Here is a 23,829-nt window from a genome sequence, read left to right as displayed (position 1 = left end):
GAATAGCCGGAGGGAAGCGGGAACAGACGTTTGGAGTCCAACAATTCGGAAGCAGGAGGGTAACCGGATTGAACCGCTATACGCTGACCGTGGTCCGGGAAGTGGACGATACGGTATATTTCAATATGTTTGTCAACGGCACCCCGATAAACCCGAGCAGTGTCCTTTGCTTGAAACGGGAGCTCTTTGACCGGCTGTTCAAAGACCTGTTCCGCAGTTCCCGCGGAAACTGCATCAAGGCTTTCTGTGCCCACCCCAGGCCCTAGAGCGCAAAGCGCCTAGACCAGCGCTTTGCGTTTGCGGTCCAGGTGCGCCAAGACCGCCACCACCGCCAGCCCCCCGAGCACGGCGATTCCGACCAGGCGCGGCTGGATGAAGCTTAAGATCGCCGGCCACTGGGAACCAAAGAACATCCCCACACCAAGATACACGGTTCCCCAACCCAGAGCGTAAAGCGAGTTATACAAAAGGAACCAGCCCACCTGAAGCTGGGCCAAACCGGCCAAGTAAGGCGTAAGGTTGCCGACTCCGGGCACGAAGCGGCCCAATAGCACAAACAAGCCCGCCGAACAGGCCGGCAGGGTTTGGGCCTGTTCCAGTCTCTCGGGCGTGATGTGGAGGAAGCGGCCGTAACGCCGGAAAAACGGGGTGCCCACGTTCCGGCCGAGCCCGTAGGCCAGCACCGAGCCGGCGGTGTACCCGCCGAAAGCCGCCGCCAGCGTAAACGGGAAACTCAGGTCTCCCTGGTGCACCAGCACCCCGGCTAAAATCATGACCGCCGCCCCCGGAAAGAAGGGTACTCCCAGGGATTCCAAAACCGTTCCCAGCACCACGCCGCCCAGTCCCAACGCCGACAGAGAGTCGAGGACGGACTCCAACGGTCATCCCCTCCCCGGGCTTAGGATACCCCGCCGGGCCGGCCGCATCCGCGGCAGATTTACCCGGGCGGGGCCGGCCGGTGTTTAGAGGACGCGCGTGGCGCCGCTGTAGACCAGCCCGCGCAGGGCGTCGATGGTCACGATCGCCCCTTCGTCCAGCGTTTCGGTCGCCCCGGCAACCCCCACAATCACCGGCAGGTTGAACTGCAGACACACCACGGCGGCGTGTGAAGTCAGCCCGCCGACTTCGGTGATTACTCCGGACGATTTTTCGATCGCCGGCACGTAGTCCCGGTCGGTGCTCCGGGTGACCAGGATGTCCCCCGGCTCGATCTTGGCCTGGGCTTCCTCTGCGCTGTGGACGATTTTCAGGCTGCCGGTGACCGCCTGGTTGCCGATTCCGGTGCCCCGGGCCAGCACACTACCGACGGTGTGCACCTTAAGCAGGTTGGTGCTGCCGTGCGTGCCCACCGGCACGCCGGCGGTGATGACGACCAGGTCGCCGCCACGGATCAGGCCGGCGGCCAGGGCGGCTTGAATGGAGGCGGAGATCATCCGGTCGGTGTCCTCGATCTCTTCTTCAACGTATACCGGCTGCACCCCCCACAACAGGGCCAGGCGCCGCACCACGTCTTGCCTGGGGGTTACCGCGACGATCGGCCGGGCCGGCCGGTACTTGGCCACCATCCGCGCCGTGTACCCGGTCTGGGTGGCGGTGATGATAGCGGCGGCGCCGAGGTCGGCGGCGGTGGCACAGGTGGCGTAGCTGATGGCGTCGGTGACCGTGCGGCGGGAGATGTCCCGGTGCCGCTGCTGAAGGAGCATTCCGTACGGGAGGTCGCCTTCCGCGCGGCGGGCGATACGGTCCATGGTCTCCACCGCCGCCACCGGATACTCCCCGGTGGCGGTTTCGGCCGAGAGCATCACGGCGTCCGTACCGTCCAGGATGGCATTGGCCACGTCACTGGCCTCAGCCCGGGTCGGACGCGGATTCTGAATCATTGATTCCAGCATCTGGGTCGCAGTGATCACGGGCTTGCCGGCCAGATTGCAGCGGGCGATAATCTTCTTTTGGACCAGGGGCACTTCCTCGGCGGCGATCTCGAGCCCCAAATCCCCGCGGGCCACCATTACGGCGTCCGTCACCTTGATGATGTCGTCCAGGTTTTCGACCGCCTCCCAAGTCTCGATCTTGGCCACGATGTGGGCTTCGGATTCAAACTTCTCCAGGATGGCGCGCACGGAAAGGATGTCCTCGGCCCGCCGGACGAACGAGGCGGCCACAAAATCGAAGCCCAGCTCCAAGGCGAAATGCAGGTCCCGGATGTCCTTTTCGGTGACGGTGGGGATCGAGGTCCGCACGCCCGGCAGGTTGACACCCTTGCGGCTGGTGAGCAGGGCGTCGTTCATCACCCGGCAGAGCACCTCGCGCCCCTCGACCCGCAACACCTCCAAACCGGCCAGGCCGTCGCCCAAAAGGATGGTGTTGCCCGGTCCCACTTCCCGGGGCAACGGCGGGTAATCGACCGAAATGCGACGGCGGTCTCCCTTGATCGGCTCGGTGGTGAGGGTCAGTTCTTCCCCGGCCTTGAGTTCGGCCGGTTCCGGGTCCAGGTTCCCGATTCTGATCTTCGGCCCCTGGAGATCGACCATCACGCCGACCGTTTTGCCGGTTCGGGCGGCGGCGGCGCGGACGTTGTTGATGCGGCGGCGGTGTTCCTCCCGGGAACCGTGGGAGAAATTGTGGCGGGAGATGTTCATGCCGGACTCGATCATCCGGCAGAGCACCTCGACCGACTCCGAGGCGGGGCCGACGGTGCAGATTATCTTGGTATGGCGCAAAATACTCCACCCCCGGGTCTAAATTGACAAGATTCCGGCCAGACGGTATGCTTCCAGATCGATTTCCTTCTTTCCCTGCAGGCTTTCATCCAGATCCCGGTGGTCCGCCCGGCCGTGCTGCATCCCCACCGCGAGCTTACGCCGCCCTTCCATCAGGAGTTCCACGGCGAGAGCCCCCAAGCGGCTCCCCAGCACCCGGTCCTGGGCGGTCGGGGTGCCCCCGCGCTGCAGGTGGCCCAGCACGGTCACCTTGGTGTCAAAGCCGGTGATTCGTTTAATTTCCCGCCCGAACTCGATGCCGCTTGCCGCTCCCTCCGCGACGACGATGACGCTGTGCAGCTTGCCGCGCCGGTAGCCGCGCATCAGCCGGTCGCAGACCTCTTCCACCGAGAACGGCAGCTCCGGAATCAGAATCGACTCCGCCCCGCCGGCGAGACCCGCTTCCAGGGCGATGAACCCGGCCCTGCGCCCCATCACTTCCACGATGAACAGCCGCTCGTGCGACGTGGCCGTATCCCGGATCTTGTTGATGGCGTCCACCGCGTTGTTGACGGCGGTATCGAACCCGATGGAAAGCTCGGTGCCGGGGATATCATTGTCAATCGTGGCCGGAATGCAGACCACCGGTACTTGAAACTCTTCGTGAAAGAGCTTGGCACCCATGAAGGAGCCGTCCCCGCCGATGATCACCAGCCCCTGGATACGGAAACGTTCGACGTTCTGGTAGGCGCGCGCCCGGCCCGCGCGCGTCAGGAATTCGTCCGACCGGGCGGTGCGCAGGATGGTTCCGCCCCGGTGGATGATGTCGGCCACCGAACCGACCTGCATGGGTCCGATGTCCGCCTCAATGAACCCGGCAAAACCGCGGCTGATACCCATCACCTCGAGACCGTGATAAACGGCTTTGCGCACCACGGCCCGGATCGCGGCGTTCATCCCGGGGGCGTCGCCGCCGCTGGTCAAAACCCCTATCCGTTGCAAAACCCGCTTCTCCTTCCGGCAATCAAGAATGGCTAAAACCGGTGGTCATAGACAAACACCCCCGACAGGTCGGGGATGATGCCTTTTGCGTTCCTTATATTTATAGGTTTCCGATTGTCCGGTATTTATGATAGCGGGCCCGCAGCAGTTGTTCGAGGTCCATCCGGCATAGTTCATCAAGGTTCCGGAACAGGCTTTCCCGAAGCATCTCCGCCGCTTGTGCCGGGTCCCGGTGGACGCCGCCCAAGGGTTCGGGAACAATCTCGTCGATCACCCCCAGGGAAAGCAGATCCTGGGCGGTCATTTTCAGCACTTCCGCGGCTTCACGGGCCCGGCCCGCATCCTTCCACAAGATGCTGGCGCAGGCTTCCGGGGAACTGACGGAAAAGACGGCGTGTTCCTGCATCAACAGGCGGTCGCCGACCCCCAGCGCCAGGGCGCCGCCGCTACCCCCCTCACCGATCACCACCACGACGACCGGCACCCGCAGGGTGCTGAGCGCCGCCAAATTTCGGGCGATGGCCTCGGCTTGCCCGCGCTCTTCCGCCCCGATGCCGCAGTGCGCCCCGGGGGTATCAAGCAGGCAAATCAGCGGGCGCCGGAACTTCTCGGCCTGCCTGGCCATTCGCAACACCTTCCGGCAGCCCTCCGGGTGAACCATGCCGAAATTGCGGGCCAGGTTTTCCTTGGTGTCCCGCCCTTTTTGGTGACCCACCACCGTAACCACGTAGCCGTTCATCCGGCCGATAACACCGATCACCGCAGGGTCGTCGCCGAACGCCCGGTCTCCGTGGAGTTCAATGTACTCGGAGCAAAACCGCTCAATGTAGTCCCGCGAGCCCAACCGGTCCGGATGTCGCGCGATGAGCACCTTCTGCCAGGGGCTGAGGTCGCCGTAGATGTCCTTTTTGAGTGCGGCCGCCCGTTCGGCGAGCACTTCGATTTCCTGTTTCAAGTCCAGTCCCTTCTCGACCGAAAACTGCTTTAGCTCCTCAATCTTGGTTTCCAGTTCCGAGATCGGTCTTTCAAAGTCGTACACAGTCGGCATTAGTGTGTCACCCCGCTTGATGCATGGCAATAATCTTGACCAGTGTATCCTTCAGCCGGTTGCGGGGCACCACCGCATCGACAAAACCGTGCTCCTTCAAGAACTCCGCCTGCTGAAACCCGTCCGGAAGTTTCTGCCGGATGGTCTGCTCGATCACCCGCGGCCCGGCAAACCCAATGAGTGCGCCCGGTTCGGCCAGAATGACGTCTCCCAGGAAGGCAAAGCTGGCACTGACACCGCCCATGGTCGGATCGGTAAGCACCGAAATGTAGAGCAAGCCCGCATCGTCCAACCGGCCGATGGCTGCGGCCGTTTTGGCCATCTGCATCAGGGAAAGGATCCCCTCTTGCATCCGGGCCCCGCCGGACGCGGAAAACACAACCAGCGGCAGGGCGTTGGTTACGGCGTGTTCGGCGGCCCGGGCCACCTTCTCGCCGACCACCGTGCCCATGCTGCCCATGATAAAATGGGAATCCATGACCACCAACACGACCCGGTGACTGCCGATGGTTCCCTCGCCGGCAACCGCGGCTTCATTTAGTCCGGTCCGCTCCTGGTTCGCCGCCAGCCGCTCGGCATAGCCGGGGAATTGCAGCGGGTCGCGCGGCCCAAGATCGGCGCCGAGTTCCGCGAAATCCTCCGTATCCAGGGTGATCTGCATTCTTTCCCTCGCGGTGAGCCGGAAGTGGTGCGCGCATTTCTGGCAGACTTTCAGGTTCCGCTCCAGGTCTTTGGCAAAGAGAATCTCCCCGCACTGGCATTTGATCCAGAGGCCCTCCGGAATCTCCCGCTTTGTCTCCGGCCGGACCGTGAAGTACTTCGGTTTCTTAAAAAAGTCGAAAACGGTTCTCCACCTCTCTCGTCCCGATCGTCCCTACAAGGTGTTCAGCACTTCGAGCGCTTCGCCGACCTCGGCTTCAGGCACCAGGATCTCCAGGGTTTGGCCGTCACTGTCCGCCGGACCGGCCTTGCGCAACCGCACCAGCACACCCTCTCGGCTCAGGTGGTCCCGGATGGTTTCCGCTTCAGTCACGTTCGGGGTGATATATACTACGGTCCACACGGGAAAACCTCCATTCCTTCCAGTCAACAAAAGTACCTTCCCCCTTCGGTCTGGAATTCCTTTTCTGACTGGAAAGAATTATATCCAGAGTCTCAGCCCTGGATACTGTGATTCTCCGTGCGGATTATCCCGTGCCTGGTATAGACTTCAGCCCGGCCCCGGATCTTGATCGCCGCCGTGTGCTCGGTGAACTGGGCCACCATAATTTCACCGCGGTCCAGTTTTTCTGTGTGGTGGAATTTGGTTTCCCGCCCCCGGGTAAGACCCATGATGGTAACCCCGTTTTCCAGGGCTTTGATGATTACGTATTCGGACACCCAGGAATCACCCATTTTGCTTTGCACCTCGTTTGACCAACTTCTGCTGCATGATACCACATCAAAAACCTGGTTGACAAGGATACGAACGGTAATGCAGAGCTGACGGTAATGGGCCGCTACCTGCGGCTATCATCCTCCGAACGGGTGGCCGGCGAAAAGGCCGGAGGTGCCGGACTCAAGGTCCGTGATGTTATCGGCCGCAACCTTGTTACCTTCGCCGTTATTGTTCACGGTGCCGTTTACCAGTATCACCGCGTCCGGCCGCAACAGGTGCCGGAAACGGGCATATACTTTGGGGAAAACAACGATCTCGGTCCGTGACGTCAGGTCTTCCAGGTAAAAGAAACACATCGGCTCCCCCTTGCGGGTGGTGATCATCTTCAACCCGACCACCAAGCCCCCGAGGATGACCTGCTGCCCCGGGTTTAACTCCGGAATTTCCGCGGTGTCGCCGGTCGTCAGGCGGCGCAAGGTGTCCTTGAACTCCTGCAGGGGGTGACCGGTCAAGTACAGCCCGAGCATTTCCTTTTCCATGGCCAAAAGCTCGCGGCGCTCGAACTCAACGAGATGCGGTATCTTAAGTTCGGGAGAGAGTGCACGAGCCGTCTCCCCGCCCCAATCCCCGAAGAGGCTTAACTGGCCCGATTCCCTTTCCTTCTGCAGCCGGTGCGAGAAGCTCAAGGCCTCGTCCAGCACGGCCAGAAGCTGTGTCCGCCGGAGACCGAAGCCGGAGGCGGCGCCCGCCCGGATCAGACTCTCCAGCACCCTTTTGTTGACCACTTTCCCGTCCAACCGGGTGCACAAATCGGGCAAGCTCGAAAACGGCCCGTTCTGTTCCCGGGCCTCGATCACCGCTTTCACCGCTGATGAGCCCACATTCCTGATGCCGGCCAGCCCAAACCGGATCTTGTTTCCCACCACCGTGAAGTCCTTACCGCTCTCATTGACGTCCGGCGGCAGCACCTCGATCCCCAGGCGCCGGCACTCCTCCACGTAATTGGAGACTTTCTCCGAGTTGTCCCTGACCGACGTCAACAACGCCGCCATATATTCGAGCGGGTAGTTCGCCTTCAGATAGGCGGTCTGGTAAGCGATCAGCGCATAGGCGGCGCTGTGGGATTTATTGAAGCCGTAGCCGGCGAAATAAGCCATGAGGTCAAAGATCTGACCTGCCACCGCCGGGTCGACGCCGTGCTTCACGGCGCCGCCCAGGAATTGGTCCCGCAGCCCGGCGATGATCTCGGGCTTTTTCTTGCCCATGGCCCGGCGCAAAAGATCCGCCTCCCCGAGACTGAAACCGGCCAGGTCGCTGGCGATGCGCATGACCTGTTCCTGGTACAGGATCACTCCGTATGTGTCTCTCAAAATCGGCTTCAACTTCGGATGGAGGTAGGACACCTCAGTCTCGCCATGCTTACGTTTGACGAAGTCCTCAACCATTCCGCTGCCCAGGGGTCCGGGCCGGTACAGGGCCACGAGAGCGATTACGTCTTCAAAAACCTCGGGGCGAAGCTCGCGCAGGATGTTGCGCATCCCGATGGACTCCAGCTGAAAGACGCCGGCGGTATCCCCGCGCCCCAAGAGATCGTAGGTCGGCGGGTCGTCCAGCGGGATTCCAGCCATCTCGACCTTTCGGCCCCGGTGACGCTGGACCGATTGCACCGTATCCCCGATCACCGTCAGGGTGCGCAGGCCCAAAAGGTCCATTTTCAGGAGACCGAGTTCCTCGACGGCCTCCATGGGGAACTGGGTAGCCACCACTCCGTCTGAGGTGCGGTACAAGGGTACGTAGTCAGTGAGTTTTTCTTTGGCGATCACCACCCCGGCGGCGTGTATGGAGGCGTGCCGGGGCATGCCTTCAAGGGCGCGGGCCATTTCGGTCACCTTGCGCACGTCTTCGTCCCGGGCGTACTGTTCAGCTAATTCGGGGGTCGCGAGCGCTTTTTCGATGGTCATGCCCGGTTCGCCGGGAATAAGTTTGGCGATCCGGTCCACCTTGTCATAGGCCAACCCCAGCGCCCGCCCCACGTCGCGGACGGCGGCGCGGGGAGCAAGAGTCCCGAAGGTGATAATCTGGGCCACACACTCGCGGCCGTACTTTTGGAATACGTAGTCGATGACTTCCCCCCGGCGTTCGAAACAGAAGTCTGAGTCGATATCCGGCAGGGAGATCCGCTCCGGGTTCAAGAACCTTTCGAACAGCAGGCCGTAGGCAAGAGGGTCGATGTCGGTAATGCCCAGAGAATAGGCCACCAGGCTGCCGGCCGCCGAGCCTCGGCCCGGCCCCACCGGAATGCCCTTGTCGCGGGCGAACCGGATGAAATCCCAGACGATCAGGAAGTAGGAACTGTAATTCATTGCCGCGATCACCCCCAGCTCGTAGTCGAGCCGGGAAAGGAGGTCGGACGCAGGATGCTGGAGGTCGGAAAGGGGCTCCCCCTCCCCCTCCGACCTCCGACTTCCGGCCTCCGACATCCTTTTCGCCAGGCCCTGGTGGCACAGCTCGCCCAGGTAGGTGTCGGGAGTGTGGTTGGGCGGCACGCGGTATTCCGGCAAGTGGAGCGTTTCAAAGTCCAGGCCGACGTTGCAGCGTTCGGCGATGAACCGCGTGTTCTGTAACGCCGCGGGCAACTCCGCGAACAGCCGGGCCATTTCGTCTGCGCTCTTGAAGTAAAACTCGCTGCCCTCAAACCGCAGACGCCCGGCGTCATGCACCGTCTTCCCCGTCTGGATGCACAGGAGGATATCCTGGTTTTCAGCGTGTGTGCGCTCCACGTAGTGGACGTCGTTGGTCGCCACCAGCCCGATCCCCAGTTGTTTGCCGATGTCGACCAGGGCCCGGTTGACTTTTGCCTGTCCCGGCAGGCCGTGGTCGGTAAGCTCCAGGTAGAAATTCCCCCCAAAGAGGTCCCGGTATTCGGAAGCCGTTTTGACGGCCCGCTGCCGTTCGCCCGCCAGGATCTGCTCCGGGATCTCCCCCGCCAGGCACGCGGAGAGGGCGATCAGACCGTCACGGTGCGCCGCCAGGATCTCCCGGTCGATCCGGGGCTTGTAGTAGAAGCCCTCCGTGAAGGAGAGCGAGACCAGCCGGAGCAGGTTCCGGTAACCCCGCTCGTTTTCGGCCAGGAGCACCAGGTGTGAGAGCTTGTCGTCGATGCCGGTCCGGCGGTCGTGCCGGGTGCGCGGCGCCACGTAGACCTCGCAGCCGATGACCGGCTTGACGCCCACGCTCCGGCAGGCCTTGTAGAACTCGACCACCCCGAACATGGTCCCGTGGTCCGTAATCGCACACGCGGGCATCGAAAGCTCGGCCGCCCGCCGGACCAAGTCCTTGATGCGCGCCGCACCGTCCAACAAGCTGTATTCGGTGTGCACGTGCAGATGTACGAAATCAGTCACTAAAACCTTCGCCTCCCCGGTAGGGATTCGGGAACGCCGGCGGGGTTTCCTGCCAGGAGGGGGAAGAGTTTGCACACGGCTAAAGCGCAGTCCCGCGAAGCCCTGCCGGCGCTTACGCCTCGTACACCGGTACGGCTCATGAGCGTTGGGGATTTCGGGTTCCATCAAGACAACGTGTACCATTTACGGCTCCTCCATGAGCCGGAGGTGCTCGATCATCATACAGCGGTCCATAACCAGGACGAAGCCGTGGGCCCGCGCCACCTCAGCCGCCTCCCGGCTGGTCACCCCCAGGGGCAGCCAGACCGCCAGGGGGCCAAGCGTGGCGGCCGCCTCCACAAACGGCGGCACTTCGGAACTATTGCGAAAGATGTAGACCAGGTCCACCGGTGGGGGCACATCTTCCAGGCGGGCATAGACCGGCTCGCCGAGAATCTCCCGGGCTTGGGGATGGACTGGGATGATGTGGAAACCCTTGGCCTGGAGATAGGCCGCCACCCGATGGCTTGCGCGGTCCGGTTTGGGCGAAAGGCCCACCACCGCCACCCGGCGGCACGCCCTCAACAGGGCGCGGAGATCGGCGTCCGAGACTTCAGCAGTCATTTTTCACTCATCCTCTTTATGGTAGGGTATTCTATTAAGAAGCTCCCGGGGCGGCCTTGAAAAAGCCCCGAGGCACACCAAGCTCGGTCTTCGTAAATACCGGCACGCACCAAACCGGGTCTTCGTAAACACATCCCGGCTAATCATAACTCTTTTCCGGGTTCGGCGACAAGTTTTGGAGGAAGTCCCATTTGGCCAGATAGCTTAACACCACCTGGCAAAAGGTGGCGTGGGACCAGGTCAGCGGCGCCACCGAGAGCGGTTCGCCCGTGTAGGGATGCACCTGTTCCCGAAGCTTAAACCTCCAGTTTTGCATTATCTTTTTTTAAATAAAGCCATGGGCCGGGGGAATACTAAAACAGGTTTCCGCCGCTTTTCAATTTTTTACAGAGAGAGAGCAAAGTCTCTCCTTAATAATTAGTGTTTGCAAAGGGGGCGTCATTATGACTGCGTTAATCTGGGTGATTATCGGCCTGCTTGCCCTGGTCGCGGGGATTTTTTTATTGATCCGCAAAGGCAAAGCCCCGGAACCCACGGTGCAGACCATCAGCCCGCGGGAATTCGACCTTGAATTGGCCCGCGAAATAGCGCCGGATCCCGGACCGGTCTCCTGGGCCCCGCATCACGTGTTGGAGCTACCCCGGAGCTACGGACAGGACCGTCTGGTGTTGATGGCCCGGGACCCTTTCTGGCTGTACGCATACTGGGAAATGGCGGCGGCCAAGGAGAACTTCCAGGCCGGCCGCGGCCGCAGGGCGTGGCAGGTTTCCCGCCCCGTGCTCCGGGTGTACGACGTTACCGGCGTCGAGGGGTTTAACGGGGGCAACGCCTTAAGCTACGTGGACATCCCTTTGTCCGGCGAGGCGGACAATTGGCACATAGAGGTCGGCAGCCCCGACCGGACCTATTGCGTGGATCTGGGCCGGCTGATGCCCAACGGCGAATTCGTGTTCCTGCTGCGTTCCAATACGGTCACCACTCCCCGCGCCACTCTCTCCGACCGCCTGGACGAAGAGTGGATGTGGATCGAGGACATTTACCGCTCGCTCACCAGGATTCAATTCGGGACCAGTTCCCCGCTGTTGATCGAACAGATGAAGGAGCGTATGGGCGCCGGCCCGCTCGGGATCAGCTCGCCGGAAATGGTGACTGGAAGGAGGCGCGAAAACTAGTGGCCAAGGGATACCTGGCGCTGGTGCTGCACGCCCACCTGCCCTTTGTGCGGCACCCCGAGCACTCCTATTCCCTGGAGGAAAAATGGTACTTCGAGGCCGTCACCGAAACGTATATCCCGCTCATCTGGAGCCTGGAACGGCTCCTGGACGACGGGGTGCCGTTCAAGCTGACGGTCTCTCTGTCGCCGACCCTTTTATCCATGTTTAAGGACCCCTTCCTGCAACACCGCTACCTGCAGCATCTGGACAAAATGCTTGGACTCGCGGACCGGGAGGTGCACCGTACCCGTGGAACGCCGTATCACGAAACAGCCCTGATGTATCACGGCCGTCTGCACGGTGCCAGGGATACTTATGCCCGCCGTTACGGCGGCAACCTGATCCGGGCTTTCAGAAACCTCTTTGATACGGGACTGCTGGAGTTGATTACGTGCGCCGCCACCCACGGCTACCTGCCTTTTATGATGGTCCATCCCGAGGCGGTCCGGGCCCAGATTCAAATCGGAGTCCACACTTTCCGCCGGTGCTTCGACCGGGATCCCGCCGGGCTGTGGCTCCCGGAATGCGCCTATATCGCCGGATTGGACGAAATCTTGAAAGATTTCAACCTCCGCTATTTCTTCACCGATACCCACGGCCTGCTTTTCGCTTCGCACCGCCCGCGCTTCGGGATTTTCGCCCCGATCTACTGCCCGTCGGGGGTGGCCGCCTTCGCGCGGGACGTAGAATCGTCAAAACAGGTCTGGAGCGCCAAAGAGGGCTATCCGGGCGATTACGACTACCGTGAGTACTACCGGGACATCGGGTTCGACCTGGATTTCGAGTACGTCAAACCTTACATTCACCCAAACGGCCTGCGCGTGCACACCGGTTTCAAATACTACCGGATTACGGGCGCCGGCGACCATAAGGAGCCTTACGTCCCGCGGTGGGCCCGGGCCAAGGTGGACCAGCACGCGGGCAACTTCATGTTCAACCGCGAACATCAGGTGCGCTACTTGGCCGGGGTCATGGACCGGCCGCCTCTGATCGTGGCCCCCTACGACGCCGAGCTTTTCGGACACTGGTGGTTTGAAGGGCCCGACTGGCTGGAAATACTTGCCCGCAAGATCGCCTACGACCAAAATACCGTGGAGCTGACCACGCCCTCGGAATACCTCAAACGCTTCCCTTGCAACCAGGTTGCTGTTCCCTGCCCATCAAGCTGGGGCGACAAGGGTTACCATGAGGTCTGGCTGAACAATACCAACGACTGGATTTACCGGCATCTTCACTGGGCGGCGGAGCAAATGATTGCGCTCGCCCGCGACTTCCCGCGCGCCGGCGACCTGGAGCGCCGCGCGTTGAACCAGGCGGCACGCGAGTTGTTGCTCGCCCAGGCCAGCGACTGGGCCTTCATTATGGCCACCAATACCATGGTGGAGTACGCCGTGCGGCGGACCAAGACCCACCTGCTGAACTTCAAGGGGTTGTGGCACCAGATTCGGGAAAAGCGGATCGAGCCCCCATGGCTGGATGAACTCGAGCAAAAAGACAACATCTTTCCGGAAATCGACTATGCCGTCTACGCAGGCGCCGCAAAATAGGGGACAGTCCCCCTTTTTGGCGGCGGTCCCCGCTGCCCCGAATGGAAACCGGGGGGCTTTCGCCCCCCGGTCCTTTGCAAAAAGGGGCCTGGCCCCTTTTAGGCGTGCACGCTCGCCGGCGCCTTCGCGGGTTCGTGTCCGTGGTGATGTTCGGGGTCCCCTTCCAGCACGCGGAAGTTCTCCACGAAGAAGAGGATCACCAGGACCGCGCCCACCAATAGGCCGACTAAACCCACCCACTCCATCCACGTAGGGGTGTAGGACATCTGGTAATTCTGCGCCATCCCGGTAAAGATCACGTTGGTCCGGTTTAAGATCACCCCGACCGAACTTAAGATCGAAGCGGTGATGAGCCCGCCGACCGAGTTCCGGATGGACGGGATCAGGAACATCGCCAGCGGCACCAGGAAGAACGGCACCATCTCCAAAAGGTACATGTTCGCCTGCAGCGTGCCGTTGAACGCGTATTCCCAGGCCCCGCGCGCCGTCAGATCCCAAACCTTGAGAACCAGGTAGAAGATCATCAGGTAGGCCCCCACCAGGGTCAGTTTGCTCAAGGACGGCATGTAGTCGCCAAAGTCCTTGCCGTAGATCCGGGCCAGCGCCCAGCAGGAGAAGGCCACCACCGCCGGACCGACGTATAGGGATGAAATCAGGAAGAACCACGGCACCCACGTCGACCACCAAGTGGGATACAGGTTGACGGTGGCGATGAAAAGCCCGCCCAGGGAGGCCTGGTGCAGCGACGGCAGCATGATGCCCACGCAGATCAAAAGCGGCATCGCCTTGTCCAGGAGGTTGTAGAGCCGGGGCGCGTCGATCCGCTCGAAAGCGATGTGCCCGAACTCTATGATTTGGATGGTCCAGTACAATGTCATACACCAGAGCACTTCGAACAGGATCGAGGTGTAGCCCCAGTACACGAACGGACGCCAGAAATTGTAGTAAACGGTGATGTCAAACAAAAGTCCGGTCATCGCGATGGTGTAACCGAGAAGCGACACGACCATCGCCACCCGGACCACCGGCCGGAACGCCTTGATGTGCAGAACGTGCGCCAGAAAAACGGTGCCGTACCCGCAGCCGGCGATCGCGACCGCGGGGAACACCAGGTACTTCCACAGGCCCCAGGTCCACTCGTCGTTCAAGTTGGTCACCGAACCCAGAATGCCGCCCGTGTCACCCAGACCGAAAGCAAACCGGTAGCCGGCGACCGCCGCGAAGAAGACGAGAAAGGCCAGCATGGCCCAGCGCAGCGGGGTCAGCCGGAAACCAAACCGGTTCGTATACCTTTCGTCGTACACTTCCGCACCCTCCTCTTTTGTTAGTCTGCGCGTACCGCCCTATTAGTGCCCGTCTTCGTTGTCGGCCTGCCGCTTGGTATACATGTACAGCGCCGCGAAGAGTACCGGGAGGCTGACCGCCAGCACGGGCGCTTTCTTCATGTATTTCCATGTGTAGGTCGGCACCGCCTTTTGCATCACTTCCGTGTTAAACCCGAGTTCCTCGAACGGGGCGTCGGAGATGTAAAGCACTCCGGTTCCGCCGACCTCTTTCTCCCCGTACACGTGATCAACGTATCTGCCCGGGGCGGCCGCAATCCGGTTCTTGGCCTCCTGCAGCAGCGCCTCCCGCTTGCCGAACGCCAGCGCGCCGGTCGGGCAGGCCGTCACGCAAGCGGGTGCCCCGCCCTGCAGCACCAAGCGGTGACACATGTGGCACTTGCTCATCCGGGAAAACAAATCGTCCCACTCCACCGTCAGGGTGTAGAACGGGCAGGCCAGTTGGCAGTAGCGGCAGCCGACGCAGATCTCCGGGTGAGTGTAAACGACCGCCCCTTCCGGAGTCTTCCGGTAGGCATGCACGAAACAGACCTCGAAGCAGAGCGGATTTGCGCAGTGGAAACAGGCCCGGCGCACGTGATGCCACTTCTTGGTGCCGTCCTTGCTTTGGGCCAGGTGGGTGTTCATCACAATGTAGTTGTAGGCCGCCAGTCGCGGCTGGTTCCAGTTTTCACTCTCGGTCGCGCCCCGCGGGTTTTGGGCGTCCATCAGCGGAACGTACGGCAGGTCATTCGCTTCTTTGCAGGCCATCTGGCAGGCCCGGCAGCCGATGCACTTGCTGACGTCGAACAGGATTCCCAGCATCCGTTCCGGATCGCGCTCGGCCACCCTCTCGACCAGTTGCATTGCCTAGCACCTCCTCAAAAAGTATTAACGGCCGGAGAGCACAAACCTGGAAACGCCGGAACCCCCACGCACCTCCATCACGTGGACGGCGCAGGCGATACAGGGGTCGAAAGCGCGCACGATCCGGACCAGCTCGATCGGGTTGTCCGGGTCGGCCACCTCGGTCCCCACCAGCGCCTCCTCCAGCGGTCCCCGGACGCCCTGGTCGTCCCGCGGCCCGAGGTTCCAGGTAGTGGGCACCACGGCCTGGTAGTTCTTGATCACGTGGTTTTCGATGTCGATCCAATGTCCCAGAGCACCGCGCGGCGCTTCGGTCAGGCCGAAGCCCTTGGCTTTCTCCGGCACGTCGTGCGGCCGGAAGGCGGGTTCCCCGGGCTCAAGTTCATCGAGCCAGCCCAGCATGGCGTGCGCGACCTTGGTCGTCTCGACCGCCCGGGCGAAGTGCCGGCCCATCACGGAGAAGGCCTTGTCTCCAAGACCGGTCACCTGCGGGTCGCGGCCGACCCACTGCCGGGCCAGGGGACCCACCTCACAGGAATGAGCTTGGTACCGGGGGGCCTTGAGCCAGGAGTACGCACCCCGCTTGTCCGCCGCCGGCACGGTCTCACCCTCGAAGGGGTGCTTGCCGCCGGCTTTAGACTCGTACCACGAGTAGGTCGCGTGTTCACGGACCTCTTCCACGGACATCGGCAGGTGCGCGCCGTCCGCGTAGACGCCGCGGGCGAAGTAGAGGTTGTTGCCGTTGGGATCTTTGTCATCCGTCAACGGATATGCGCCGTAGGCCAGGAGGTTCTTGGTGCCCACACCCACCGCGAACCAGTCCTCGTAGGCGCCGGCCACCGCCAGCACGTCGGGGATGTACACGTTGTCGATAAAGGAAATCAGTTCTTGGAGCTTCTCCCTGTATGCTTCCACCTGTTCGGCCGTGACGCCGCTGGTCACGCCGCCGGGGATGAAGGCCGTGGTGTGGGGCATCTTCGCCCCGAAGATCGCGCCCATCTCGTGGGCTTTCCGGCGCATCGCCAGCGCCTGGATGTAGTGTCCGACCACCACCGCCGTTACATCGGGCGGTAAACGATAATCGCCTTCGTAACGCGGTATGAACGGCGCGACTTCCGGACCCTTGACGTAGTCCAGGGCGGCCAGATGGAAGAAATGCAAAATGTGCGACTGGACCAGGTTGGCACTCTGAATCAGGTTTCTCAGGATGCGGCCGTTCTTGGGCGGAGTGATTCCAAAGGCGTCGTCCAAGCATAGCACCGAACTGATGCCGTGCGAGATCGGTCAGACGCCGCAGATGCGCTGGGTGATATGCTGGGCGTCCCGCGGATCACGCCCTTTTAAGATGATTTCCAAGCCACGGAAAAGCAGGCCCGTGGACCAAGCGTCGCGCACCCGGTTGCCGTCCAACTCGACCTCGATTTTCAGGTGGCCCTCAATCCGGGTTACCGGATCCACAACTATTTTCCGTGCGTCAGCCATAAAACATCACCTCCACGAATTATCTGCCGTTCCCGGTAACCGGCATCACACCGTAAATCGGGGAACACCCGTCCGGGAAGATCTGCTCCGAACAGGCATAACACGGCGCGCCGGCCGCAATGCACCAGTTTGTCCCGCTGTTCCAGCCCCGCTTCGGGCAGTCCGACATCGCGATGAACCCCTTGCAGCCCAGGCCGCCCAAACAGCCCTCGTCCCCGATCTTGGCGGCGAAACGGCGGGCTTCAAAGTCCGGCCGGCGGGGGCAGTTGTCGTGAATGGACTGCCCGTAAAACATTACCGGGCGGTGGTAACGGTCAAGTTCGGGGATTTCGTTATAGGTCAACACGTAGGTGAGGGTGCCGATGAAGTGGTCCGGATGCAGCGGGCAGTTGGAAATATTGATCACGTTTTTCGCCAGCGGGCGGCGAAGGCGCATGGGATTAAGCACTGCGTCCACACCCAACACACCGGTCGGGTTCGGAGCCGCCGCCGGGATCCCGCCGTAGGAGGCGCACTGACCGGCGGCCACGACCGCCTTCGCTTTGGCGCCCAGGGTCAGCACGGCCTCGTGGACGGTCATTTCTTTCTTGCCGAATTTGCCGATGACGCAGTACTTGCCGTTCTCCTTCACCGGTATGCCGCCTTCGACGACCAGGATGAAATCCCCGGCGAACCGGTCGGCCACATCCTGGATGACCGCGGTGCCCAGGTACCCGGAAGCGGCCATCACGTTCGGGTGGTAGCGCAGGCTGATGACCTCGAGCAGCACCTTCTCAATGGACGGATCCACGGTATTCAGGAGCGAAACCGAGCATCCGGTGCAGCTCGCACCCTGGATCCAGATCACGGGCACTTTGTCCTCGACCGCCTTGGCCAGCGCGTGGGTGATCTGGGGGCCCAAAAGCGACATCAGGCTCAGCCCGGCGGCGGACATACCGCACAGTTTCACGAATTCCCGCCTGGTAAGCTTGCGCAACTCGACTGCCTCCTCTCCTTACTTTTCGGACTCGGTGCCTTGCGGTGCCAATAATGGAAAAGCATCGTTCACACTGCCCCGCGCTTGGGCGTGCCGGACAATAGTCGGTAAAACTACGGCCCCAGCTAAGAACAACAATAACAACCGTAACGTGCGTCCGGATGACAAGGGGCACGGACTGAAAGCTTGGGAAACCACTGAGAACTCAGCACGGATAATACCGGTTTTCCCGGAAGACCGGGAATCCCGGACCGGCTGAGCGGCCCCGCGCGGTGGCTTACACCCACTCCTTTCTGACAGGGCGCTGGATTGAGGTGAAACACAAGGGGGTTGTTTTTTCTCTAGTTCTCTAACGGACAAGTTAACATACACGAGTTTTGCAGTCAAGACACCCCAGTTACTTATGCACATATTTCATATACCTCATTCCGGACCCCCAAAAGACGTGCGCAAAGCGTGTCAAGTAACAAACCGGCAAAGCCTTTTGTTCCAAGGTTTCACGGATGGTTGGCCGGGCGATGCCGGTCAAGGTTGGCAATAAACTACTTACCTCCGGCCATCACGCATTGTTATGGGCAATATAACCTTTGGTCATTGGCTGTCGCAATTTTCTGATATTATTCCCGGTTCGCTAGAATCTGATTGATTTTGTCCACGTACATGTCTGTGATTTCCTCGGCGACCTCCATGGAGGCGGCTTCACCGTACACCCGGCATACCGGCTTTTCGGGATCGGGGAGCACCAGGGCCCAACCGTCCCGATGGAATACCTTTACCCCGTCCAGCAACTCCAGTTCCCCCCTGTCCTCCTCTTCGATCAGCTTCCGAATGACGCGCCCTTTGGACTGCCAGGAGACCGGGATCTCTTTCTTGGTCAAGTGGAAAGCGGGGATTTCGTCCACCAGTTGCGACAGAGACGTCCCCCGCTCGGCCACCAGGCTCAAGATGCGCACTAAAGCAGACAGGGCGTCGAAATGGAGAAAGAACTGGACGATGTCCCGGCGCAGCACCTCCTGCACGTAGTCCTGGGGCGCGGTCTTCGTCCGCACCACCCGCCCCCGGTACCTCTCAGCCAACGCGTCGATCACCCGGGGGGCGGTCACCGGCACGATCACGGGTCCGCCCCTGGTCTTGAACACGTAGAGGGCAATCAGGACGGTGAGCAGGTCGTCCTGAATCACCCGGCCCCGGTCGTCAATCAAGATCAAGTGTTCACCGTTGGCATCCAGCACAGCCCCGCCGGCGGCCTTCTGCTCAACCACGGCTGCGGCCAGAAGGGGCAACACTTCTTGGTACTCGGACCAACTGCGGGCCCGGGCCGCATTCCCAACGCCCTCGACGTTTTCCACCGTCAGTCCCAGTTCACGGGCCAACGGGGGCACGTAGGCGTTCAGGCTGGCCGCGTCATAGGCCAACAGGAGGCTCAAACCCGCATTCCGCACCGCCTCGTGATCGGCTTCCCGCAACAGGCTTTGCAGGTAGGCCTCCGGCATCGCCGGCGCGTATTCCGGGTCACAAATCAGACCGGGTGTGGTCCGGACGAAATCCTCGCGGGCCAGCAGGTTTTCAATCTCCCGCTCCTGGGCGCGGGATATGTTGGCCCCCTTGGCGTTGGTAAACACCAGCGTGACCGCGTCCGCTTTCCGGGTGGAGAGTTGGATGTGCATCCCCCCGGCACACTCCAGGGCCCGTAAGCCGAACCGGTGCATCGGCAAAGTTCCCCGGCCCAGGATGGACACCCGGGCCCCGGTGCTCTGGAGACCGGCCACCACCGCCTGTTTCAGCATCGCCCCGGGCGCAAAGGCGTCGCAACTCACCGCCACGCGGCCGCCCTTCAGGGTCGAACCGTACGCGGCGGCCACCCGGCAGGCGTATTCGGGTGTGATTTCCACGTTGACCAGCCCGCTGATCCCCTGAGCACCGAAAACGGCCTTTGAGAGCCTGGTGCCCCAGATGAGGCTTTCGCTCACCGTGGCGCCGCTTTCCACCAGCTTATGCGGCCAGATTTTCACCTCCGGTTTTACGGACCCACCCTCTTTGATGAGTGAGCCGTCTCCCACCACGGCGCCTTCGTACACCCCGGCGCCCGCCTGCACCTGCACCCGGCTGCACAGCACCGCGCCGCGCAGAGCGGCGTTCCGCCCCAGAAAGGCCCGTTCCCAGAGGATGCTCCGCTTCAGCGAGGCGCCGGACTGAATGAGACAGCCATCACCCACCACGGTGAACGGTTCCAGCGCCACCCCGCTTTCGATATGGCTGTGGCTCCCAATGAGGACCGGGCCTTGCAGCGTTACCCCGGCGTCAACCGCAACCTGATCGCCGACCCACACCCCGGATCTGATTTCTTGACCCGGGATTGAAAGCCGCACCTTGCCGGCCAGGCCGTCGTACTGCGCCTGCAAATACTGCTGCAGATTGCCGATGTCGCACCAGTAACCGGAAAGCACCACGCCGAAAAGCGGCCTTTTCTCCCGCATTAGAAGCGGGAAAAGGTCTTTGGAGAAGTCGAACTTCCGGCCGGCGTCGAAGTAGTCCAGCACCTCCGGTTCCAGAACGTAAATCCCCGTGTTTACCGTATCGCTGAACACCTCGCCCCAGCCCGGTTTCTCCAGAAACCGGATGATCCGCCCCTCGTCTCCGGTGATTACAACCCCGTACTCCAACGGACATTCCACCCGGGTAAGCACCAGCGTGGCGGCCGCGCCCCGGGCCCGGTGGGTGTCGATCGCCTTTGACAGGTCCAGGTCGGTCAAGGCATCGCCGCTTAAAACCAGGAAGGTCCGGTCCAGGAAATCTCCGGCGTTCTTGACGCTCCCGGCTGTTCCCAGAGGGGAGTCCTCGGTGAAGTAGTGCAACCGGACCCCGTACCCGGAACCGTTCCCAAAATGCTCTTTGATGACCTCGGGCAGGTACTGCAGGGTGACCCCGATCTCGGTGATCCCGTACCTTTTTAAGAGTTCGATGCAGTAGGACATCACCGGCCGGTTCAAAACCGGAACCATGGGTTTGGGACGGTTGCAGGTCAGTGGACGCAACCGGGAACCCTCCCCGCCCGCCATGATGATCGCCTTCACAAAATCCCTCCGTCGCGTTTATGAAGATCCGCTCTTTAGACTGCCATACCGCACACGGCGCCACTTAGAATGAAAATCACCTAAACCGCCGCTCTGTATTTTCGGAGCAGGAATAACGCTCAAAAAGCTGGTATACCCGCCCGAGGATCCGTCCGGGCCGGTCCTCAAGGGTCGGCCACGGTGCGGACTGACGTTCGGCCCACACCTCCCGGTACAGCCGGGCGGTTTCGCGGGCCGCCCTACGCCGGTCATACTGTTCCCGCACCTTTCGGAAAGCACGTTCTTGAAACACCCTGGCCCGGGCCGGGTTTTGCAGCACCAGGAGAATCTGCTCGGCCAAGGCTTGGCTGTCACCCGGCGGAACCTTCAATCCGTCCAACCCGTGCTCAATGATCTCGCCCAAGCCCCCGGTCCCGGAAGCCACCACCGGCGTCTTGGCCGCCATCGCCTCCAGGGCGACGATGCCGAACGGTTCATACAGGCTCGGGAACACCGCCACGTCGGCCCAGTGGTAGAGCGCGTTCCTGGCTCCGTCGTCAATGTAGCCGGTGAAGTAGACGCGCGGCGCAATGCCCAGTCTGTCCGCCTGGGCCCGCAGTTCTTCCAGGTACGGCCCTTTGCCGCCGATGACGAATTTGGTGTTGGGCATCCGCTCCAGAACCCGGGGCACGGCGTCCAGGAGCACCTGCACACCCTTTTCCCGGACGAGGCGCCCGACGTAGAAGACCATTCTCTCCTCCGGTGCCGCGTAGAAGTCGCGCCTGACCCGTTCCGAACGCCGCACGTAGTTCTCCGGGTCCACCCCGTTGGGAATTACCCGGACCTTGTCCGCCGGGAGCTGAAAGACGTATTTCAGTTCGTTCTCCATGTACCGGCTGCAGACGATGACCTTCCAGGCTTCAAACGTCAGCCACCACTCCACGTTGCTGATGTAGTTCTGGGTGGCGTTGTGCAGTCCGTGGTTGCGGCCGAATTCGGTGGCGTGAATGGTGGCCACCAGCGGAAGCCGCTTGGCGTGTTTGACCGCCCTGGCCGCAAAGGCCACCAGCCAGTCGTGGGCGTGGACCACCCGGAAGCCGCCCACTCTTTCGAGCAGGCCCAGCGCCCGTTCCAAGACGGCGATGTTGAACTGCAACGCCCAGGTCACGAAGTCCGGCGCTGAAATCTGGAAGGCGGGCACGCGGTGAATGTGGGCATTCCCTTGCACCTCGTATTCGGGCGCCCCCGGAGCCGAGCAGGTCAACAGGTGCACTTCCACGCCCTCGCGGCTTAAGGCCGCGTTCAGATCGTACACGTGCTGGGCGAGACCCCCTACCGTCTTTGGCGGGTATTCCCATGAAAGCATCAGTACACGCATTATCCCCGGCTCTCCCTCCTCTGCGCAAAATGTCGCTGACCCTAGGATTTGTAACGGGTAAAGCGCTTATTCGAGTCAGGCCGGTGCATTTGGACAAAATAAAAAACCCCGGGCTGGCCGGGGCCGGACTGATCAAGCGAGGATCTCTTCTGCTCGAAGTTTCGACGTTATGCACGCTAAGGCTTCCGATGTCCGCCTCTCTTTTCAACGGCTCGCACAATGGCCGTACCCATCTCGGCGGTGCCCGCCGAACCGCCCAGATCGTAAGTGAGAGTGTCTCCCTGTTCCAGGACCGCAAGCACTCCGTTCATGACCCGTTCGGCGGCCTCGGCCTCACCCAAATGCCGGAGCAGCATAACGCCCGAAAGAACGGCGGCCAGGGGATTAACCTTGTTTTGGCCGGCGTATTTGGGAGCGCTCCCGTGAACAGGCTCAAAAACGGAGGCCTCTTCGCCGATATTGGCTCCCGGAGCGACCCCCAGCCCCCCCACCAAACCGGCGCACAGATCGGAAAGGATATCGCCGTACAGGTTCGGCATGACCAGCACGTCAAAGTTCTCCGGCGCCTGAACCAGTTTCATGGCCATCGCGTCCACAATCCATTCCTCGTAGGTTAGGTCCGGATAGCTCTGTGCGACTTTGCGGGCGCACTCCAGGAAGAGACCGTCGGTGAACTTCATGATGTTGGCCTTGTGTACGGCGGTGACCTTGCGGCGCCGCTCGCGCCTGGCCAGTTCGAAGGCGAAACGGACGATGCGCTCGGAAGCCGGGCGGGTGATCAACTTGATGCTCTCGGCCGCGTCGCGCCCGCACCAGTGTTCAATGCCGGCGTAGAGATCCTCGGTGTTTTCCCGGACTACGATCAGGTCGACATTCTCATAGCGGGACCGGACTCCCGGAAGGTTCCGGGCCGGCCGGACATTGGCGTAAAGCTCCAGCTCCTGCCGCAAGGTCACGTTTACACTGCGGAAACCGCGTCCCACCGGGGTGGTCAGCGGCCCTTTCAGCGCCACCCGGTTTTTGCGGATTGAATCCAGGACACCCTGTGGCAGAGGCGTACCGAATTCGGCGATCACCGCCTCGCCCGCCCGCACCTCTTCCCAGGCCAGGGGCGCGCCGGACGCCTCCAGCACGCGGCGGGCCACCGCCATTATCTCGGGGCCGACCCCGTCACCGGGGATGAACGTTACGGTGTGTGCCAAATAAACCGCCTCCGAATGCATACTATTCCGGCCGGGAACGCCCTAATGAGAGATGTGAGGCGGGAAGTGGGGATGTGAGAAAAGTACAACCACTTCCCACATCCCGCATCCCACTTCTTACTTCCCACATCCCACTTCTCACTTCTCACTTCCCAGATGGAACCCTCCGTGTTTCCGGAAGTGCGCCGCGAGGCCGCCGTCGTCCAAGATCTTCAGCATCACTGCGGGAAGCGGCGTGATTTTGACCTCCACGCCCCGGGTGCGGTTCTTTAGAATACCGGCTCCCAGGTCCACCTCCAGTTCGTCGCCCGGCTCTATGGACCGCGTGTCGCACTCGATAACCGGCAGACCGGTGTTGATCGCGTTACGGTAGAAGATCCGGGCAAACGACCCCGCCACCACCGCGGAAATCCCGGCGTGCTTGATGGCCAGCGGTGCCTGTTCGCGGGACGACCCGCAACCGAAGTTCCGCCCGGCCACAATGAAGTCCCCGGCCGTAATCTTCCGGTAAAAGTCCGGGTCCAGGTCCTCCATTACGTGGCGGGCCAACTCGGCCAGGTCCAGGGTTTTGAACTTATACTTGCCCGAAATGATGTAGTCGGTGTTTATATCATCACCAAACACATGTGCTTTACCTGAAAGCAGCATCTCGTC

General features: G+C 61.6%; 19 protein-coding genes and 1 pseudogene. 3 read left to right on the top strand and 17 right to left on the bottom strand.

Annotation, left to right across the window (positions count from 1 at the left end):
* Positions 1–68: 68 nt before the first annotated feature.
* The gene (locus AB1402_01380; GenBank protein ID MEW6540252.1) at positions 69–266 is read left to right on the top strand and encodes a hypothetical protein; all 198 of its coding nucleotides are present in this window, start codon (positions 69–71) and stop codon (positions 264–266) included.
* A 12-nt stretch (positions 267–278) separates the two neighbouring features.
* Here AB1402_01380 and AB1402_01375 read toward each other — a convergent pair whose 3' ends face one another.
* From AB1402_01375 to AB1402_01335, 9 genes and pseudogenes are all read right to left on the bottom strand, one after another.
* Positions 279–878, bottom strand: a complete 600-nt coding sequence (locus AB1402_01375; protein MEW6540251.1) for a DedA family protein — start codon at positions 876–878, stop codon at positions 279–281.
* 84 nt (positions 879–962) lie between these two features.
* Positions 963–2,720: a pyruvate kinase gene (pyk, locus tag AB1402_01370; protein ID MEW6540250.1), complete on the bottom strand. Its 1,758-nt coding sequence runs from the start codon at positions 2,718–2,720 to the stop codon at positions 963–965.
* Between the two features lie 18 nt (positions 2,721–2,738).
* Positions 2,739–3,701 (bottom strand): 6-phosphofructokinase, encoded by a 963-nt coding sequence (gene pfkA, locus AB1402_01365; GenBank protein ID MEW6540249.1) that lies wholly within the window; start codon positions 3,699–3,701, stop codon positions 2,739–2,741.
* Positions 3,702–3,801: 100 nt separating this feature from the next.
* A complete protein-coding gene (locus tag AB1402_01360; protein MEW6540248.1) occupies positions 3,802–4,749 on the bottom strand; it encodes an acetyl-CoA carboxylase carboxyltransferase subunit alpha in 948 nt (315 codons plus the stop codon).
* Between the two features lie 7 nt (positions 4,750–4,756).
* A pseudogene (gene accD, locus AB1402_01355) lies at positions 4,757–5,593 on the bottom strand (acetyl-CoA carboxylase, carboxyltransferase subunit beta).
* 30 nt (positions 5,594–5,623) lie between these two features.
* Complete coding sequence (locus AB1402_01350) at positions 5,624–5,812, bottom strand: glutamate decarboxylase (protein MEW6540247.1); 189 nt, start codon at positions 5,810–5,812, stop codon at positions 5,624–5,626.
* A gap of 92 nt (positions 5,813–5,904) precedes the next feature.
* Complete coding sequence (mtrB, locus tag AB1402_01345) at positions 5,905–6,144, bottom strand: trp RNA-binding attenuation protein MtrB (protein ID MEW6540246.1); 240 nt, start codon at positions 6,142–6,144, stop codon at positions 5,905–5,907.
* A 117-nt stretch (positions 6,145–6,261) separates the two neighbouring features.
* Positions 6,262–9,531, bottom strand: a complete 3,270-nt coding sequence (locus AB1402_01340) for a DNA polymerase III subunit alpha (protein MEW6540245.1) — start codon at positions 9,529–9,531, stop codon at positions 6,262–6,264.
* Positions 9,532–9,714: 183 nt separating this feature from the next.
* Positions 9,715–10,134 carry a CoA-binding protein gene (locus AB1402_01335; GenBank protein ID MEW6540244.1) on the bottom strand — a complete coding sequence of 140 codons (420 nt, stop codon included), beginning with the start codon at positions 10,132–10,134 and terminating at the stop codon, positions 9,715–9,717.
* Positions 10,135–10,577: 443 nt separating this feature from the next.
* Here AB1402_01335 and AB1402_01330 point away from each other — a divergent pair, with 443 nt between their 5' ends.
* A complete protein-coding gene (locus AB1402_01330; GenBank protein MEW6540243.1) occupies positions 10,578–11,306 on the top strand; it encodes a DUF4912 domain-containing protein in 729 nt (242 codons plus the stop codon).
* Entirely contained in the window at positions 11,306–12,895 is a 1,590-nt protein-coding gene (locus tag AB1402_01325) for a 1,4-alpha-glucan branching protein domain-containing protein (GenBank protein MEW6540242.1), read from the top strand. Before AB1402_01330 ends, AB1402_01325 begins: the two co-directional genes overlap by 1 nt.
* Positions 12,896–12,993: 98 nt before the next feature.
* Here AB1402_01325 and nrfD read toward each other — a convergent pair whose 3' ends face one another.
* The 8 genes from nrfD to AB1402_01285 all read right to left on the bottom strand — a co-directional run bounded on the left by nrfD (position 12,994) and on the right by AB1402_01285 (position 23,823).
* Complete coding sequence (gene nrfD, locus AB1402_01320; protein MEW6540241.1) at positions 12,994–14,199, bottom strand: NrfD/PsrC family molybdoenzyme membrane anchor subunit; 1,206 nt, start codon at positions 14,197–14,199, stop codon at positions 12,994–12,996.
* Positions 14,200–14,241: 42 nt separating this feature from the next.
* A complete protein-coding gene (locus tag AB1402_01315; GenBank protein MEW6540240.1) occupies positions 14,242–15,084 on the bottom strand; it encodes a 4Fe-4S dicluster domain-containing protein in 843 nt (280 codons plus the stop codon).
* 24 nt (positions 15,085–15,108) lie between these two features.
* On the bottom strand, positions 15,109–16,566 hold the full coding sequence (locus AB1402_01310) for a nickel-dependent hydrogenase large subunit (GenBank protein ID MEW6540239.1): 1,458 nt from the start codon (positions 16,564–16,566) through the stop codon (positions 15,109–15,111).
* A 19-nt stretch (positions 16,567–16,585) separates the two neighbouring features.
* Entirely contained in the window at positions 16,586–17,542 is a 957-nt protein-coding gene (locus AB1402_01305) for a hydrogenase small subunit (protein MEW6540238.1), read from the bottom strand.
* A 617-nt stretch (positions 17,543–18,159) separates the two neighbouring features.
* Positions 18,160–20,616, bottom strand: a complete 2,457-nt coding sequence (locus AB1402_01300; GenBank protein MEW6540237.1) for a mannose-1-phosphate guanyltransferase — start codon at positions 20,614–20,616, stop codon at positions 18,160–18,162.
* Positions 20,617–20,692: 76 nt separating this feature from the next.
* Positions 20,693–21,973 (bottom strand): glycosyltransferase family 4 protein, encoded by a 1,281-nt coding sequence (locus tag AB1402_01295; GenBank protein ID MEW6540236.1) that lies wholly within the window; start codon positions 21,971–21,973, stop codon positions 20,693–20,695.
* A 176-nt stretch (positions 21,974–22,149) separates the two neighbouring features.
* Positions 22,150–23,175, bottom strand: a complete 1,026-nt coding sequence (locus tag AB1402_01290; GenBank protein MEW6540235.1) for an isocitrate/isopropylmalate dehydrogenase family protein — start codon at positions 23,173–23,175, stop codon at positions 22,150–22,152.
* A gap of 138 nt (positions 23,176–23,313) precedes the next feature.
* Positions 23,314–23,823 carry a 3-isopropylmalate dehydratase small subunit gene (locus AB1402_01285; protein MEW6540234.1) on the bottom strand — a complete coding sequence of 170 codons (510 nt, stop codon included), beginning with the start codon at positions 23,821–23,823 and terminating at the stop codon, positions 23,314–23,316.
* Positions 23,824–23,829: the final 6 nt, after the last annotated feature.

This window comes from Bacillota bacterium (assembly GCA_040757205.1).
Lineage (GTDB): Bacteria > Bacillota > Desulfotomaculia > Desulfotomaculales > Desulforudaceae > Desulforudis.
Note: the sequence above shows the minus strand (reverse complement) of the source record. Positions and strands in the feature narration are given on the sequence as shown.